Source organism: Halorubrum pallidum (assembly GCF_055380345.1).
Genome location: NZ_AP043945.1, coordinates 2,128,508 through 2,142,652, shown reverse-complemented (window position 1 = coordinate 2,142,652; position 14,145 = coordinate 2,128,508). Strand labels below are relative to the sequence as shown.

The window sequence follows — 14,145 nt, the reverse complement described above, 5'->3', positions numbered from 1 at the left end:
TCCTCATCGAGAATCTTGCGTCGTCTCACTACACTGTTTCCCTCTGAGTTCCTTGAAGAGCACGCCGAGGAACTCGGCGTGGTCGAACGGGAGGGGAAGCTTCAGATTCCCGTCCTCGTGTGGGCGCTTGTGTTCGGCTTCGCCGCAGGCGAGAGCCGAACACTCGCTGGATTTAGACGCAGCTACAACTCTACAGCCGATGAGACGATCTCTCCCGGTGGCTTCTATCACCGGTTGACACCGTCACTTGCAGAGTATCTCCGCGACCTCGTCGAGCGTGGTCTCGACGAGGTCGCTGTTCCCGACGCTGTTGACGCTGATATCAACCGATTCAGGGACGTGATGATCGCTGATGGAACGGTGTTGCGGTTGCACGAGTTCCTTTCCGACGAGTTCCAAGCTCGCCACGAGGAGCAGGCTGGAGCGAAGCTCCACCTGCTCCACAATGCCACCGACCAGACGATTGAACGAATCGATGTGACCGATGAAAAAGCGCACGACAGCACGCTGTTCAAGACGGGATCGTGGCTGCATGGACGGCTGGTTTTGTTCGACCTAGCGTACTTCAAGTACCGCCGCTTTGCGCTGATCGACGAGAACGACGGCTACTTCGTGAGCCGGTTGAAGCAGAACGCGAATCCGGTGATAACAGAGGAACTACGGGAATGGCGCGGCCGCGCCATTCCCTTGGAAGGGGAGAATATCCACGACGTGGTCGGTGATCTCTCGCGGGAGTACATTGACGTAGAGGTCGAAGCGGAGTTCAAGCGGGGTCAGTACGAGGGAACACGGTCGCTAGACACGAAGCGGTTCCGCGTCGTCGGCGTCCGGGACGAGGACGCCGACGACTACCATCTGTATATCACAAATCTACCGAGAGAAGAGTTTCTCCCAGCAGATCTAGGGACGCTGTATCGGTGTCGATGGGAGGTAGAAACGCTGTTTCGTGAGTTGAAGACGCAATACGAACTAGATGAGTTCGACACGAGCAACCCTGTTGTGGTGGAGATTTTGCTGTATGCGGCGTTGCTGTCGCTGCTAGTGAGCCGTGAGTTGTTGGATCTGGTCACCGAGCAGGCTGACGACGAGATTGTGTTTCCACCGGAACGCTGGGCGGCGACCTTCCGGTCGCACGCCCAGCTTGTTCTCCACGAACTCGGTGAGTACCTCGGCTACTCACCACCACCGTTGCTGGAGCGGCTCATCGAGGATGCTCAGAAGATCCATCAACAACGACCGATCTTACAAGAGACGCTCGCTACCGCTACACAACCGAGGTGTGAGTCTTAGCTAAAGACGAATGCTGGCGGTCGATTATCTAGCGATTGATGCGGTCGCTGGTGGTTATAATAATGTGCAAACTGCAAACACCAGCGACGAACGCTCGACCGACTGCCCACCCACGAATTATGGAAGCGGTCGATCCTCATTTTGAGTGTCTGAAACCACTTTTCGATCAGGTTTCGGTCGATATAATCACGCCGACCGCCCAGTCCTAATCGAGCAAGGGCAGTCTGGTATCCGAAGCCATCGACGAGAAACACGGCCTCGGAGAGGTCGTGTTTCTCGGAGAGCCCATGCAGAAACGCAGCAGCTGGATCGGTACCGTGAGATCCGAACAGATCGACACCCAAAATCAACTTGGTGTCGAGGTCTATTGCAGCATACAACCAAGACCACTCGCCATTGATTTTGACAGCGGTCTCGTCTACAGCGACCCGCTTCGGCTTCGCCTCAGGCGGGTCGGGAACGCTGTCAGCAACTCGATGTACCCACTGAAAGATTGCCTGATGAGAGCGTTGTACGCCGAATAATCGCAGAATTGCTTGTGTCTCTCTAAGCGAACAGCCGGTCGCGTGGAGTCGGACGGCGAACGCCCTGACGGGCGTGGCCGTCCGCTCTCGCTCCCAACATTCAAGATTTGCCGTGTCCAACGTCTCCCTGAGCAGTTCTGGCGACAGCATCAACAACTCAAACCACGAACTGCTCGCTTCTCAAACTGGCTTAACTAGACAGTGCCGTTTGAGTTGGATCACTAACCGAACGGGTGTCTCAGCCAGGATTTGAAGCGGGTCGAGTTCATTGATTCGGTTGAAATCCTGCATTCTGACCATCCTATAACCCGTGTAGCCTCAACTTCTCCCCGCGAAACAGTAGTTGAGACTGGTCGTCTCAATGCATAGGATGTTCTCTTTGGGTCCTCAAACAATCAACTCCTCTCGGATTCAATAGAACCGTAGGCGGAGATAATCTCAGTCAGAAGAGATGATGGTCAATACTCTCCACCCCGTTACCGACATGCCACGTCCGAGATTCTACTCTAACCCCTTGACTGCGTCTGAAACTTCATCAGCGTATTCGGCGGTTGTGTTGAGATACGCTGTCGCTCCAGTATCAGACGAGAAATAGACGGGAATACCAGTCTCTCGCAATTGACGAGCTAACTGGAGCAACTCAAGCGTCTCCGGCTGCCAGTAAACCCACCCGTCGGGTCCGGTCATCGTCACGGCGAGGAGGTTGAGTGAATCGCGCTCTGCACGCTCGAACGCCGATTCGAAATCTCCGCTCTGAATTGCATCACGCATCTCGGCCAATTCGCTGTGGATGTGTGCAAGCCGGCCGCGAAAGAGATGTGACCGTGGTGTCTCCATATGAGCACGAGAAGTTCGCTTGTATTCCGGCACGACTCCAACGATTATTCGAATATCCTCCTCAAAACTGTCAGATATCCGTTCCCCGACGCAGTCTTCCGCGTGTTCGCTCGTACGCAGATGTGAGAAGCCCCCAGTTACGCTCCGAGCAGCAGATGTGGATCCACGCCGAGCCACCCTCGAGAGCTCCTTGCGCGGAAGATCGAGACCGGCTGCTTCCGTCGCTGCAAGGGCGAGGGCAGCGAACGCTGAGGCTGACGCACCAAGACCGATGTTCGACTCGAAGTTGTTCTCGGAGATAACCCGGGCGTGGCTATCGATACCAGAACGATCCCTGACAAGGTCAAGGACGGTCGTCACCCGTTCGAACCCCTCATCGTCGATTGGGGACCCGTCGACGCGACATGTGTCGGCCTCGTACCCGAACGCTACAGTCGTCCACGTCTCCGAGGGCGCAGTGCAGACTGAAATCGAATCGTGGTACGGGATATTCAGGGGTGGGTCCCTCTGGCCGTGATACTTGATCAGCCCTTGGATTGGGTGGGCACGCGCGCTGGCCTTCATATTCACAGCTCTCCGCTAGTCAGAGACGCTACGTGTCTGCGACATCCACGACCTCATAGCTGAGATTCTGATCCCGGAGTTTGTCGGTGTGTGCCGAGAGCAGATCTGTCGAAGAGAGGAGCAGTATGTCGAGTCCCCTCGCAGCCGCTTCTTGAACAGCAGCCGTGCTTCCGAAACGGATGTCGGGCTCGAGATCTGCTGCCTCCGCGACGGCGATAGCTTCGACTCCACCAACCGCTATCAGGTCGTGCCTTTCGGCCATCTCAGCGATTCTATTGGAATCCACCGCCGAACTTCCACCGTTCTGCACCCGTGGGATCGAGACGATAGTCACCGAACCCAAGTCGTAATCGACGACCCCGTCGAAATTCGTAATCCCAACATCCTGCCCTGCCTCCGCGTTCGTTACTGCAACTGCAGTTGCGCTCCCGGTCCCACCAGACATAGCCCGTAGAACACCGTCCTGCATCGTCAGTGAGACGGTCTCTCCTTCACTGATTTCCGTCGTCGCGATCGCAGTTTCGATCTCGACCTGTCCGATGACGTCTTCAGAAACGTGTTCGATGAAGTGGCGCAGCTCATCGGTCTGTGAAATCAGCCAGTCGACCCCTTCTTTGGTTACTTCGTATCGGCCACGGCCGTGCTTGTTGACGTATCCGTGTTCAACCAGGTCTTGGAGGTAATCGCTCACAGCCTGGGCAGTGACCCCGATGGCATCGGCTATCTCTTGTTGGTTTACCGCGGGTTGTCGTTCTGCGATCTGGACGAGGATTTGATACCGCGTGGCGTTTCGTTTGCTCTGGAGAACGCCGAATTTCTCGGGATCGGCCGCGTTCTTCGGCATTATCTCTTCTCTGGACTACGAACTAAAGTAACTTTGGCTTAGAACGCCTGAGGTTGGGTAAAAATACCTTCTACGGCGAATTACCCAACTTAGATTTCTCTAAATCAACCACAATTGTTTTACGCCTCAGGATAGTTGTGTTCGGCGATGGCACACGTATCGCTCCCACACGATGCGAAGGCCGGCCCGACGAAACCGGAGGTCAGGGCCGTCCTTCTCAGCAAACTCGACCTCGGGCCGACCAACCACTTCGCAGAGGTCGGTTCGTGTACCGGCGCCGTCACGATCAAGGCGGCACGGCGCGCGGGTCGGGTCACTGCAATCGAACGAAAAGCAGAACGGATCGAAACCACCAGAAAAAATCTCGCTGCCAACGACGTGACCGGGGACGTTGACCTTCGGGAAGCCGAAGCTCCCGAGGGGTTACCCGGCGACGCAGACGTCCTGTTCATCGGCGGCAGTCGGAACTACGAGGCAGTCCTCGACCACGCCGTCGAAACCGAGGTTGACCGTATCGTGATGAACGTTTCGCGGCTCGAAGTCGCTGGCGCCGCCACCGAGGCGTTCCGTGAACGGGACCTCCTAGAAGAGGTCGTCCAGTTGCAAGTGAGTCACGGGTACGAACTCGCCGGCGCGACGAGTTTCGATGCCGACAACCCGGTGTACATGCTGGTGGGCGGGACCGATGCGGTCGCGACAGACGGGAGACAGCGATGACTCTCTACGGTATCGGACTCGGCCCCGGCGACGCCGACCTCGTAACCGTACGGGGACGTCGCGTCCTCGAAGCGGCGGACGTCGTCTACTCGCCGGGACGCCTCTCCCGATCGGTCGCGACCGAGCACGTCCCCACAGACCGAATCGGTGACGTCGACTTTCCGATGACTCGCGACGAGGACGAACTCCGGCGAGCGTGGCGCGAGGCCGCCGACAGGATCGCACCGCGTGCTCGCGACGGAACTGTGGCGTTCGTCACGCTCGGCGATCCGAACGTCTATTCGACGTTCGGGCACTTGCGGCGGACGCTCTCCGCGTTTCACGCTGATGTCGATATCGAGGTCGTTCCCGGAGTGAGCGCCGTAACGGCCTTTACCACGGCTCTCGGCGTCGAGATCTCTTCCGGGGCGAGTCTCGGGCTTCACGAGGCCGCTCGTGGTGCAGCACCTACCGGACCAGACCGGCTGATTCTGTTCAAGGTCACCGACGTCCCGACGACCCACGAACAGCTCGTCGAGGCGGGCTATGACGTGGTGTACGGCCGCCGACTGTACATGGAGCAAGGCGAGACGGTCGTGACGGATGATCCCGGAACGCTGAACGAACGCGACTACTATACGCTGGCCTACGCAGAGAAACGCGGTCTCGATTCGGAGCCAGCGACTGCGGCCTTCGAAGAGACCGAATCGGAGAGCGACTCTGGCACCGGAGCGAGAGTGAAGACCGATGGCGGGGCGCAGCCCGCTTCAGAGCCTTGGTCTGGGGATGAATCTCGGAGTGATACCGTGTCGATGGAGCGAGCCGAAGGTGAAGCCTGCGGCGACGAAGTCCCAGAGGTCCCGCCGCGATGACCGACCCGCAAGACGCTATCGACGCGGCGACGGCCACCCGAGCGGCGGAGCGGGACCCTCGCATCGAGGAGCGAACTGCTGGCGAGAGACAGGAGGGCATCCCGTTCATCGGTGCCGGTCCCGGCGACCCAGGGCTCCTCACTGTCACCGGTAAAGAGCTGGTCGAGGCGGCAGATCTCGTCGTCCACGCCGGATCGCTGGTCAACAGCGAACTTCTCGACGAATACTGTGCGGACGCCGAGCAGGTGTCGAGCATCGGTAAAGACCTGGAGGAGTTGGTGCCGCTGATGCGGGACGCCTACGAGGCGGGGCAGACAGTCGTCCGTCTCCACAGCGGCGACCCGGCCATCTACGGAGCAGCCTTGGAGCAGATGGACGCTCTGGAACACGAGGGAGTTCCAACCTACATCGTTCCGGGCGTAACCTCGGCGTTCGCAGCCAGTGCGACGCTCCGAACCCAGCTCACGCTGAACGGCGTGGCCAACCACGTCGCGTTCACTCGTCCTCAGGGGAAGACGCTCGACCCGGAAGACGACCACATCGGCGAGTTCGTCGAGATGGGCGACGTGACGACTTGCATCTACCTCGGCACCCACGCGGTCGGCGAGACGATGGATCGCCTCCTCGAAGACGGCCACGACCCGGAGACGCCGGTTGCCGTCGTCTATCACGCCTCGTGGCCGGACGAAGAGATCATCGAGGGGACCATCGGAACGATCGGCGAGCGACTGGAGGCAGCCGGCTACCGTGCGTCCGCGCTTGTCGTCATCGGCGACGCGGCGCGAAAAGCGGGATACGAGCGTTCCTACCTGTACGGTGACTGGGCGAACCGCAGTTCCACCGAGAGCGAAGCAGACGACTGACACATGAGTACTGACACCAACGACGCGGATTCGGACGAATCGAGCGGTCACTGTTCCACACCGGACTCGGATGGTGAGGTGGCCGAGGAAATCGCGATCATCAGCTTCGAACGAAAACTCGACACCGCTCGCGAGATCGAGGCGGGAATCGGCGACGCCTACGAGCGCGTGGACATCATCGAGTACCACGGCGACGTGTTCGCGGAACACTGGGGCGAGTACGATTGCTTCGTCGGGCTAATGGCCTCGGGTATCGCGATGCGCAAGACTGCACCGCTCCTCGATGACAAGTGGGACGATCCCGCTATCGTCGTCGTCGACGAGGCGCTCACGTGGGCAATCCCGATCACGGGTGGCCACCACGGTGCGAATCAGGTCGCCCACGATCTCTCACAACTGGGCGCAGTCCCAGCGATGACGACCGCGAGCGAGGCTGCGGGCAAGCAGGGCGTCGAGAGCAAGGCGAAGGCGCTGGACACCCACGTCGTCAACGGCGATTCGACGGTCGCGACAAACCTCGCCGTGTTGAACGATGAACTCGGTCCGGTGGCCCGTCTCGACGGCCCCCGAGCGGTCCTCGTCGGCGACGACGTGACCGTTCTCAAGCGTAACGCCGAGGACGGCGTCGTCCTCGGGACCGGCACCGTCTCGGGGGTGAAGAGAGCGCAGGTACTCGATGCCTGGGAGGCTGTCCTCGACGATTTGGGTCTGGGGTTCTCGGACGTGGAGTTCGTCGCGACCGGCACTCGAAAGGAGGGTGAAGAAGGACTCTACGAGGCAGCCCAGGAGGTCGGTGCGGGGGTCGTCCTCTTAGAGAAAGAAACACTGGAGGAGTTCGAGGGGCCCTCACCCTCGCGGTCGAAGGAACTCATCGGCTGGCCGGGAATCGCCGAAGCGTCGGCTATCGCCGGTGGTCGCGAGCACGACCTCGCCCGGAAGAAAGAGCGGTTCGACGACGCCGTGACCGTCGCGGTGGGGCGGTAACATGGATGGCAAAGATGCTCCCGCCGACGCGATGGGGACCCTCTACGTCGTTGGTATCGGTCCTGGACTGCCCCACGCGATGACACAGCGGGCCAAGGACGTCATCACCACCGCCGATTGCGTCGTCGCGTCGAACCTCTATCAAGAGTTCCTCCGGCGCGACGGAACGCTCCCCCCAGAAAACGCCGAGGTGGAAGCAGCACCTGATGGAGGGACGACGACGGGAGACGAGTCCGGTACCGTCCTCGAACGGCCAGGGGGTACCCGCCAGACCCTCATCCGCTCGACGATGGGAAAACAGGTCGAACTGGCCCGTGAGGCGTTCCAGCGCGTCCGGGCGGGCGAAGCTGTCGCCCACGTCTCTGGCGGCGATCCGAACGTCTACGGTAAGAGCGACCTCCTGTACACGATGGCCGAGGCGGACGAGGCGTACGACGTTCCCATCGAGGTGGTCCCCGGTGTGACGGCGGCGCTCGGCGGCGCGGCGAACCTCGGCGCACCGCTGTCGAACGACTTCTGTACGGTCTCGCTGTCCGACAAGTGGCGCGGATGGGACGAAATCGAAGAGAAGCTTCGAGCCGCAGCGATCAGCGGCTTCGTCATCGTCCTCTACAACTGCTGGCGGGATTACCAGCGGGCCATCGACGTGGTTCGAGAGGAACGCGCTGACGACGTGCCGGTCGGCATCTTCAACGACGCCGGCCGCGGCGACGCAGGTCGAAATCTGGACGACGAGACACACACCATCACCACCCTCGGCGAGGCGAACGACTACGACGACGAGGTCGGTGGGATGGGAACGTCCATTCTGATCGGCAATCACGAGACGACGGTCTGGGAGAACGACTACGGCAACCACCTCGTCACCCCGCGCGGCGGGCGTGACGTCGACGACTTCTGACAATGAGCACTGACGATACCACCACTGAGACGAGCACAGACACCGAAACCAGCTGTGGCGCGAGTGACGATTCGAACGCGGCTGAAACTGCGACTGACACCGAATCCGGTTCGAAATGCGGCGCTTCGACCTCGGACGCCGAGGCCGACGGTGGCGTCACGAACGCAGCCGGAACGGCGACAGACGCTGACGAGAGCACGTCGACGTGTGGCGGGTCCACGTCGTCGTCCAGTTCCGGGTGCGGCAGTTCGAAGAAGTCGGCAACCGACGAGAAGGTTGGGTCGACCGTCGACGACTTCGAGGCGGACCCCGGACGACTCATCGCAGTTGGCTTGGGTCCCGGACAGCCGGAAGGGATGACCCAGCGTGCCCACGGGGCGCTGCTCGACGCAGAGCATATCGTCGGATACACCACGTACGTCGAACTCCTGCCAGAGGAGGTCACGGAGTCGGCAGAGGAACTGTACGACACGCCGATGTGTGGCGAGGTGTCTCGCACGGAGGAAGCGATCGACCGCGCGCTCGCAGGGAACGACGTCGCCATCATCGGGAGCGGCGATCCGAACGTCTACGCACTGGCCGGTCTGACGCTAGAGATCCTCGAGTCGAAGGGCGCGACCGCGAGCATGGTCGACTTCGAGGTCGTTCCAGGTGTCCCCGCTGCCCAGTCCTGCGGCGCGCGGTTGGGCGCGCCGCTCGTGAACGACACGGTCAGTCTCTCTCTGTCGGATCACCTGACATCGATGCCGACCATCGAGTCACGGCTCCACGCGGCAGCTAAGGAGGGTTTCACCATCGCAATCTACAACCCTTGGAGCCGCAAGCGCCGAGAGAACTTCCAGAAGTGTTGTGAGATCCTCTTAGAGCACCGCGCACCGGACACGCCTGTCGGGGTCGTCCACGGGGCGGGCCGCGACGATGAGGAGGTCGAGATCGTCGAACTCGGCGATCTCGAGGAGCTCGGCGAGACGGACCTCATCGACATGACGACGACGATCCTCGTCGGAAACGAGGAGACGTACGTCTGGGACGACCGGATGGTGACGCCACGGGGATACGAGTCCAAGTATGACTACTGAGTATCAGGTTCGGCTCGACCGTAGTGTCTGTGATGGCGTGTTCGCTTGTCTCGTCCGAGACGACCGCTTCGTCGAGGCGTCGGACGGGTTGGCGACCATCGACGGGGGCGACGACGGTAATCCTCAGGAGCGAGACGTGAACGGAGAACAGCTCGTGACGTTCACCGACGAGCGGCTGTCGGCGGCCGAACAGGCGGCTCGCGCCTGCCCGGTCGACGCGATAGAGGTGCTGACGGAGGAAGACGATGAGTGACGCGAACCGACAGTCCACGACGCCCGACCCGGTCGAGGACCTGCTCACCTCGACATCGGCCACGGCGTACTTCTGGGGACGGGTGGCCGGCGATGGCGACCTGACCCAAGACTGTGTGACCGTTCGGACAGAAGACCAGATGTCGGCCGACGCGCTTGCGGCGGTCGCCGGTGCCGGTCGAACGGATCACGACCATCGCATCGCCGCCCGTGAGTCGGCGCACGACGCCTCTATCGTCCGGTTCGAAGACGAGTACCAGTTACAGGTGTTCGGGATGCTGGCCGACCGCGCAAGTGCTGCGCTTGGACTTCCCATCGACGAACAGCCGGGTGGATATCGGTTCGACACGTTCTCAGAGCACCGTCCACAGCTTGTTCGTGGATTACTCGAGGCCTGTGGAACCGTCTGTTTCCGTGAGTCCTCGGGGTCGGTCGGTGTCTCGTTCGTCCACGACGACCAAGCCCTGCTTCGGACGGTTCAGTCCCTCCTCGCCGCCGCCGACCCCTACGTTCCGGCCGACGACCTCTCCGAGACGTCCTCCGGTGGCTACTGGTTCGGTCTGGGCGACGATGCGGACACGGCGGCGTTTGCACGGTGGGTATACGCCGGCAGCGACGGGTCGGGACTGTACTCGACGGAGCGGCGGCAGAAACTCCGCCGGAGCATCGAACGTGCAACGGGTAGCGAGGTGGGCGGACTCTCCCGATGACCACGAACGCGAAAGCGACCTCCATCGGGCTCGACGACGAAGCGGTGCTGCTGGTCGGACACGGGTCTCGCCGCGAGAAGTCGAACGAACAGGTTCGCACGCTCGCCGCCGACCTAGAAGGACGACTCGGCGTGCCGGTCGACGCCGGGTTCCTCGAACTCGCGAAACCGTCGATTCCCGACGCCATCGCAGGCCTCGCCTCGAGTGTTTCGCGAATCACCGTCGTCCAGTTGTCGCTCTTTGCAGCCAGTCACGTCAAGAACGACGTGCCACTGGCAGTCCAGAACGCCCGCTCGGAACACCCTGGGATCACACTCCACAACGGTGCACATCTCGGGGTACATCCCGCACTCGTGGACCTCCTCGACGAACGGGCCGCAGCTGTGGAAGCGGAGCTGGGAATCGACCGTGACGAAGCAGACGTCGCGGTCGTCCTCTGTGCCCGTGGCTCCAGTGACCCGGACGCGAACAGTGACGCACACAAACTCGCCCGGTTACTGTACGAGGGGCGCTCTTTCGCCCGTGTCGAAACCTCGTTCATCGGTGTTACCGCCCCCCGCCTCGAGGAGACACTCCACACAGTGGCGAAAACCCGTCCGGACGCCGTGGTCGTGCTTCCGTACATGCTCGGCGACGGCGTACTCACCGGACGTATCCGCAACGGTGCCGCCGAGTTCGACGACGAATACCCGTACGTCGACGCCGCGGCCGGCGACCCGCTCGGGACCGACACCCGAATTCTGGACGTACTCGGTGATCGCTGGCAGGAAGCCCGGACGGACAGCGTGGACATGTCCTGTGACAGCTGCAAATACAAGGTGGAACTCGACGCGTACGAGGAGGACGTCGGCGGAGCGAGAGCGATGCTGCGGGCGCTGACACATCAGGAGTCTCACGCAGACCGCGACGACGTCGACGCCCAGCCTCACGCGCACGACGCACCGGAGAAACACGTCGCGGTCTGTACGAATCAGACCTGTGCCGCCGACGGTTCACCGGCCGTTCTGGAACGGTTGAGACAGGAGGCCCGGGACTCCGACGCCTGTGACGCCCGAATCACGCGTTCGTCGTGTCTCGGCCGCTGTGGCGACGGCCCTATGGTCGCCGTCTATCCCGACGGTGTCTGGTACGGGGATATCGACCAGACCGACGCGGAGCGAATCGTTTCGTCCCATCTCGACCGGGACCGTATCGTCTCGAATCTCGTCGATCAAACGCTGTAACCACAACCATGAGCTGCTACGAAATCGAAGCCCTACGACTCGGATTGATGAACGTGCTCGGAACCGAAGACCGGAGCGCACGCGAACACGCGGAGACCGAACTAGAGGGTCATCTGGATGGGCCGATCGAGGCCCTGGCAAACGCGGAGACCGTTTCGGAGATCGAGCGTCACCTCGATGCGGCGCTCGTCGACCTCGAGGAGGAAATCGCCGCCACCGATTCAGATGACCCGGAGTACGGCTACATGCGTGGCCGACTCGTGGCCGTCCGCGACGCGGAGCGCGCCATCCATCGACTGACCGACCAAGGTGAGAGTGTCCTGAGCGGGTTGGGTGAGGCACACGACGTCCTCCACGAGACCTTCCCCGTCGATGAGTGACGCACTGCAACAGCGAACGGTCGGACTCGGTGACGTACCGCCCGCTCGGTCTCGGCACGCGGGCAGACGGTCGGCAGTCACGTTGCTCGAGGAGCTGGTGGTCACTGGAACGGCCACCGGCGACGTGGTCGCTCACGACCGAACGACCCTCGACGAACGATGGCGCGGAGGAACGGAAACTGAGATGACGTCTGTCGTAGCAGCGGCGCCGTTCGGCGACGGTGTCGCGGTCGGCGAGCGAAGCACCGAGGGAACAATCCGAGTCTACGACCAGGAGACCGGCGACCTTCGGTGGCAGTACGCCACAGCGACGGACCTCGGAGCTCCACAGAGATCGTCTCGGTTCTTCCTTCCCTTCGTCGCAGATATCGAGACGGATGGAGACCGGTTGTACGTTGCGTCCCGTCGCTACGAGCGCGACGGCGAACGAAGTGAGCCGTCGGGACGAGTGAGCGGGGAGGCGGAGCCGACCCGTGAGCAAGAACGAACCGCGAGCAGCGACGGTGACTGTCGGTCGTTCACCAGTGTCGTCTACGCGTTCGACGAGGCGGGCGATATCGTCTGGGCGCACGATACCGACGCCTCTCCGATCAGTCTCGATGTCGACCATCGCCGCCTAGCCGTTGCGTACAATCGCTGTCCCGGTACCCACCAACACGGCTTGGTCGTCCTCGATGCCGAAACGGGCGCCGTGCGATACGAGTGGGACCCCGGTTCCGACGGCCAGCGACGCGTCGGTGACGTTTCACTCGTCGAAGACGGGGTTGTGGTTGCCAGCCACGGCGACTACTGTGGCTACCGTCTCCGCGACGGGGGTGCCGAACAGTGGTTTGTCGACCTTGGGACACCAACTGAGGTCGACGACGAAACGCTGTACGCCTATCCAAACCATGTGCACGCGACAGAGCACGGTGTGGTCTTCGTCACGGGGAACACGTATTCGACGGAAGGTCGCGAGACGACGTCGCTGCATCCCTGTGAGCACACTGCCCTCGGCTACACGCCGGACGGTGAGCGCGCTTGGACGGCCTCGGTCGGCGGCTTCGCGGGGGAACTCGGCGTCGACGGCGGGCGCGTGGCCGTACCCGGGGCCCAACACTTCCGGACGCGCGAGGCCGACGTCCACGGGCTCCGCCTGTTCGACGCGGCGACCGGCCCCGAGACGAGCCTCGAAACCGACGGCGTCGTTACGGCTGTCGCGCTCGATGGCGACGCGTTCGCCGCCGTGGAGGAGCCCGTCGTCTACCACGACGAGGGGACGGAGCGGGGGACCTATCGGCTACACCTTGGAACGCCCCGTGACTGTTAGTCATCGGAGGTGGGCTCCGGCCGTGAGTCAGCCTCCGGTGTCTTGGCGGGGTCCCATCGACCGTCGTGAACCAATTCGTCTCGGGCGATGCGGTCGCGCCAGCCCTCTCGTTGGAGCACCGGTTCGTCGGGGAAGCCGTCCTCGGGATAGCCGACGCAGAGATAGGCGACGGGTCGAACGTGGTGCGGAATGTTCAGGACGTCCCGGAGTTCGTGGGGGTAGAGGAAGGAAACCCATCCGACACCGACTCCCTCCGCGCGAGCGGCCAGCCAGAGGTTCTGGACCGCGAGACACGTGGAGTAGACGTCCATCTCCTGCATCGTGTTCCGCCCGAGGACGTGCGGTGCGTCGCGGGTCGGGTCGCAGGTGACACAGACGTTCACCGGTGCGTCGGTGATTCCTTCCAGTTTCAGCTCGCCGAACTCCGAGCGTCGGGGTTCCCGGTACCCCTCTCGGGCGGCGGCGATCGCCCGTTCGGCGATCTCCGCGACTGAGACTTTCGTCGCGTCGTCCTCGATAACGATGAAGTCCCACGGCTGGGAGAACCCGACGCTCGGTGCGTGGTGTGCTGCGCCCAGAACCCGCTTTAGTACCGCCTCGGGGACGGGCGCGTCGCGGAACCGCCTGATATCTCGGCGTGCGTAGATGGCGCTGTAGACGGCTTCCCGTTCGTCCGCTCCAAATTCAACCATACTTGAGATACTGAATAGGTGTTTGTATATCGGTTGGGAAATCGCCCCGATTGACATCTCATCGAGGAACGTCGCCGAGTTCCTGTGAGCGACCGAACTTTTTCAATGCCGTCAACCAATCACAA

15 protein-coding genes and 1 pseudogene are annotated in these 14,145 nt (G+C 61.9%); 12 read left to right on the top strand and 4 right to left on the bottom strand.

Annotated features, from left to right (window positions below; translation table 11 throughout):
* The first annotated feature begins 15 nt into the window (after positions 1–15).
* The gene (locus tag ACZ45C_RS12580; protein WP_128906734.1) at positions 16–1,290 is read left to right on the top strand and encodes an IS4 family transposase; all 1,275 of its coding nucleotides are present in this window, start codon (positions 16–18) and stop codon (positions 1,288–1,290) included.
* On the opposite strand, the gene ACZ45C_RS12575 is transcribed toward ACZ45C_RS12580, so the two are convergent.
* From ACZ45C_RS12575 to ACZ45C_RS12565, 3 genes and pseudogenes are all read right to left on the bottom strand, one after another.
* Entirely contained in the window at positions 1,287–1,964 is a 678-nt protein-coding gene (locus ACZ45C_RS12575) for an IS6 family transposase (RefSeq protein WP_460561949.1), read from the bottom strand. The two genes, ACZ45C_RS12580 and ACZ45C_RS12575, sit on opposite strands and share 4 nt — an antisense overlap.
* Before the next feature lie 292 nt (positions 1,965–2,256).
* Positions 2,257–3,215: pseudogene (locus ACZ45C_RS12570) on the bottom strand (GHMP family kinase ATP-binding protein).
* 28 nt (positions 3,216–3,243) lie between these two features.
* The gene (locus ACZ45C_RS12565; RefSeq protein WP_460561951.1) at positions 3,244–4,059 is read right to left on the bottom strand and encodes a DUF7839 domain-containing protein; all 816 of its coding nucleotides are present in this window, start codon (positions 4,057–4,059) and stop codon (positions 3,244–3,246) included.
* A 147-nt stretch (positions 4,060–4,206) separates the two neighbouring features.
* Between ACZ45C_RS12565 and cbiT the strand changes: the two genes are divergently transcribed.
* The 11 genes from cbiT to ACZ45C_RS12510 are packed head-to-tail and all read left to right on the top strand — an operon-like array spanning position 4,207 to position 13,328.
* Entirely contained in the window at positions 4,207–4,776 is a 570-nt protein-coding gene (gene cbiT / locus ACZ45C_RS12560; protein WP_460561953.1) for a precorrin-6Y C5,15-methyltransferase (decarboxylating) subunit CbiT, read from the top strand.
* Complete coding sequence (locus tag ACZ45C_RS12555; protein WP_460561955.1) at positions 4,773–5,627, top strand: cobalt-factor II C(20)-methyltransferase; 855 nt, start codon at positions 4,773–4,775, stop codon at positions 5,625–5,627. Before cbiT ends, ACZ45C_RS12555 begins: the two co-directional genes overlap by 4 nt.
* Positions 5,624–6,490, top strand: a complete 867-nt coding sequence (locus ACZ45C_RS12550; RefSeq protein ID WP_460561957.1) for a cobalt-precorrin-4/precorrin-4 C(11)-methyltransferase — start codon at positions 5,624–5,626, stop codon at positions 6,488–6,490. Before ACZ45C_RS12555 ends, ACZ45C_RS12550 begins: the two co-directional genes overlap by 4 nt.
* Before the next feature lie 3 nt (positions 6,491–6,493).
* Positions 6,494–7,474, top strand: a complete 981-nt coding sequence (cbiG, locus tag ACZ45C_RS12545; RefSeq protein WP_460561959.1) for a cobalt-precorrin 5A hydrolase — start codon at positions 6,494–6,496, stop codon at positions 7,472–7,474.
* A 1-nt stretch (position 7,475) separates the two neighbouring features.
* Positions 7,476–8,375 (top strand): precorrin-3B C(17)-methyltransferase, encoded by a 900-nt coding sequence (locus tag ACZ45C_RS12540; RefSeq protein ID WP_460561961.1) that lies wholly within the window; start codon positions 7,476–7,478, stop codon positions 8,373–8,375.
* Between the two features lie 2 nt (positions 8,376–8,377).
* Positions 8,378–9,454, top strand: coding sequence for a precorrin-3B C(17)-methyltransferase (gene cobJ / locus ACZ45C_RS12535; protein WP_460561963.1), 1,077 nt, complete (start codon positions 8,378–8,380; stop codon positions 9,452–9,454).
* Positions 9,444–9,707: a ferredoxin gene (locus tag ACZ45C_RS12530; RefSeq protein WP_460561965.1), complete on the top strand. Its 264-nt coding sequence runs from the start codon at positions 9,444–9,446 to the stop codon at positions 9,705–9,707. The genes cobJ and ACZ45C_RS12530 overlap by 11 nt, the downstream gene beginning before the upstream one ends.
* Positions 9,700–10,416: a cobalamin biosynthesis protein gene (locus ACZ45C_RS12525; protein WP_460561967.1), complete on the top strand. Its 717-nt coding sequence runs from the start codon at positions 9,700–9,702 to the stop codon at positions 10,414–10,416. The genes ACZ45C_RS12530 and ACZ45C_RS12525 overlap by 8 nt, the downstream gene beginning before the upstream one ends.
* Complete coding sequence (locus ACZ45C_RS12520) at positions 10,413–11,639, top strand: CbiX/SirB N-terminal domain-containing protein (RefSeq protein ID WP_460561969.1); 1,227 nt, start codon at positions 10,413–10,415, stop codon at positions 11,637–11,639. The genes ACZ45C_RS12525 and ACZ45C_RS12520 overlap by 4 nt, the downstream gene beginning before the upstream one ends.
* A gap of 8 nt (positions 11,640–11,647) precedes the next feature.
* Positions 11,648–12,019, top strand: coding sequence for a DUF3209 family protein (locus ACZ45C_RS12515; RefSeq protein ID WP_460561971.1), 372 nt, complete (start codon positions 11,648–11,650; stop codon positions 12,017–12,019).
* On the top strand, positions 12,012–13,328 hold the full coding sequence (locus ACZ45C_RS12510; RefSeq protein ID WP_460561973.1) for an outer membrane protein assembly factor BamB family protein: 1,317 nt from the start codon (positions 12,012–12,014) through the stop codon (positions 13,326–13,328). The genes ACZ45C_RS12515 and ACZ45C_RS12510 overlap by 8 nt, the downstream gene beginning before the upstream one ends.
* Here the strand turns inward: ACZ45C_RS12510 and bluB are convergent.
* Positions 13,325–14,020, bottom strand: coding sequence for a 5,6-dimethylbenzimidazole synthase (gene bluB, locus ACZ45C_RS12505; RefSeq protein ID WP_460561975.1), 696 nt, complete (start codon positions 14,018–14,020; stop codon positions 13,325–13,327). The genes ACZ45C_RS12510 and bluB overlap by 4 nt on opposite strands.
* Between the last annotated feature and the right edge of the window lie 125 nt (positions 14,021–14,145).

Excerpts from the sequence above, each read along its gene's own strand:
- bluB (WP_460561975.1), bottom strand. The coding sequence starts at position 14,020 with ATGGTTGAATTTGGAGCGGACGAACGGGAAGCCGTCTACAGCGCCATC.
- ACZ45C_RS12565 (WP_460561951.1), bottom strand. The coding sequence starts at position 4,059 with ATGCCGAAGAACGCGGCCGATCCCGAGAAATTCGGCGTTCTCCAGAGC.
- cobJ (WP_460561963.1), top strand. The coding sequence starts at position 8,378 with ATGAGCACTGACGATACCACCACTGAGACGAGCACAGACACCGAAACC.
- ACZ45C_RS12555 (WP_460561955.1), top strand. The coding sequence starts at position 4,773 with ATGACTCTCTACGGTATCGGACTCGGCCCCGGCGACGCCGACCTCGTA.
- ACZ45C_RS12575 (WP_460561949.1), bottom strand. The coding sequence starts at position 1,964 with ATGCTGTCGCCAGAACTGCTCAGGGAGACGTTGGACACGGCAAATCTT.
- ACZ45C_RS12520 (WP_460561969.1), top strand. The coding sequence starts at position 10,413 with ATGACCACGAACGCGAAAGCGACCTCCATCGGGCTCGACGACGAAGCG.
- ACZ45C_RS12550 (WP_460561957.1), top strand. The coding sequence starts at position 5,624 with ATGACCGACCCGCAAGACGCTATCGACGCGGCGACGGCCACCCGAGCG.
- ACZ45C_RS12540 (WP_460561961.1), top strand. The coding sequence starts at position 7,476 with ATGGATGGCAAAGATGCTCCCGCCGACGCGATGGGGACCCTCTACGTC.
- ACZ45C_RS12525 (WP_460561967.1), top strand. The coding sequence starts at position 9,700 with ATGAGTGACGCGAACCGACAGTCCACGACGCCCGACCCGGTCGAGGAC.
- ACZ45C_RS12510 (WP_460561973.1), top strand. The coding sequence starts at position 12,012 with ATGAGTGACGCACTGCAACAGCGAACGGTCGGACTCGGTGACGTACCG.
- ACZ45C_RS12515 (WP_460561971.1), top strand. The coding sequence starts at position 11,648 with ATGAGCTGCTACGAAATCGAAGCCCTACGACTCGGATTGATGAACGTG.
- cbiG (WP_460561959.1), top strand. The coding sequence starts at position 6,494 with ATGAGTACTGACACCAACGACGCGGATTCGGACGAATCGAGCGGTCAC.
- ACZ45C_RS12530 (WP_460561965.1), top strand. The coding sequence starts at position 9,444 with ATGACTACTGAGTATCAGGTTCGGCTCGACCGTAGTGTCTGTGATGGC.
- cbiT (WP_460561953.1), top strand. The coding sequence starts at position 4,207 with ATGGCACACGTATCGCTCCCACACGATGCGAAGGCCGGCCCGACGAAA.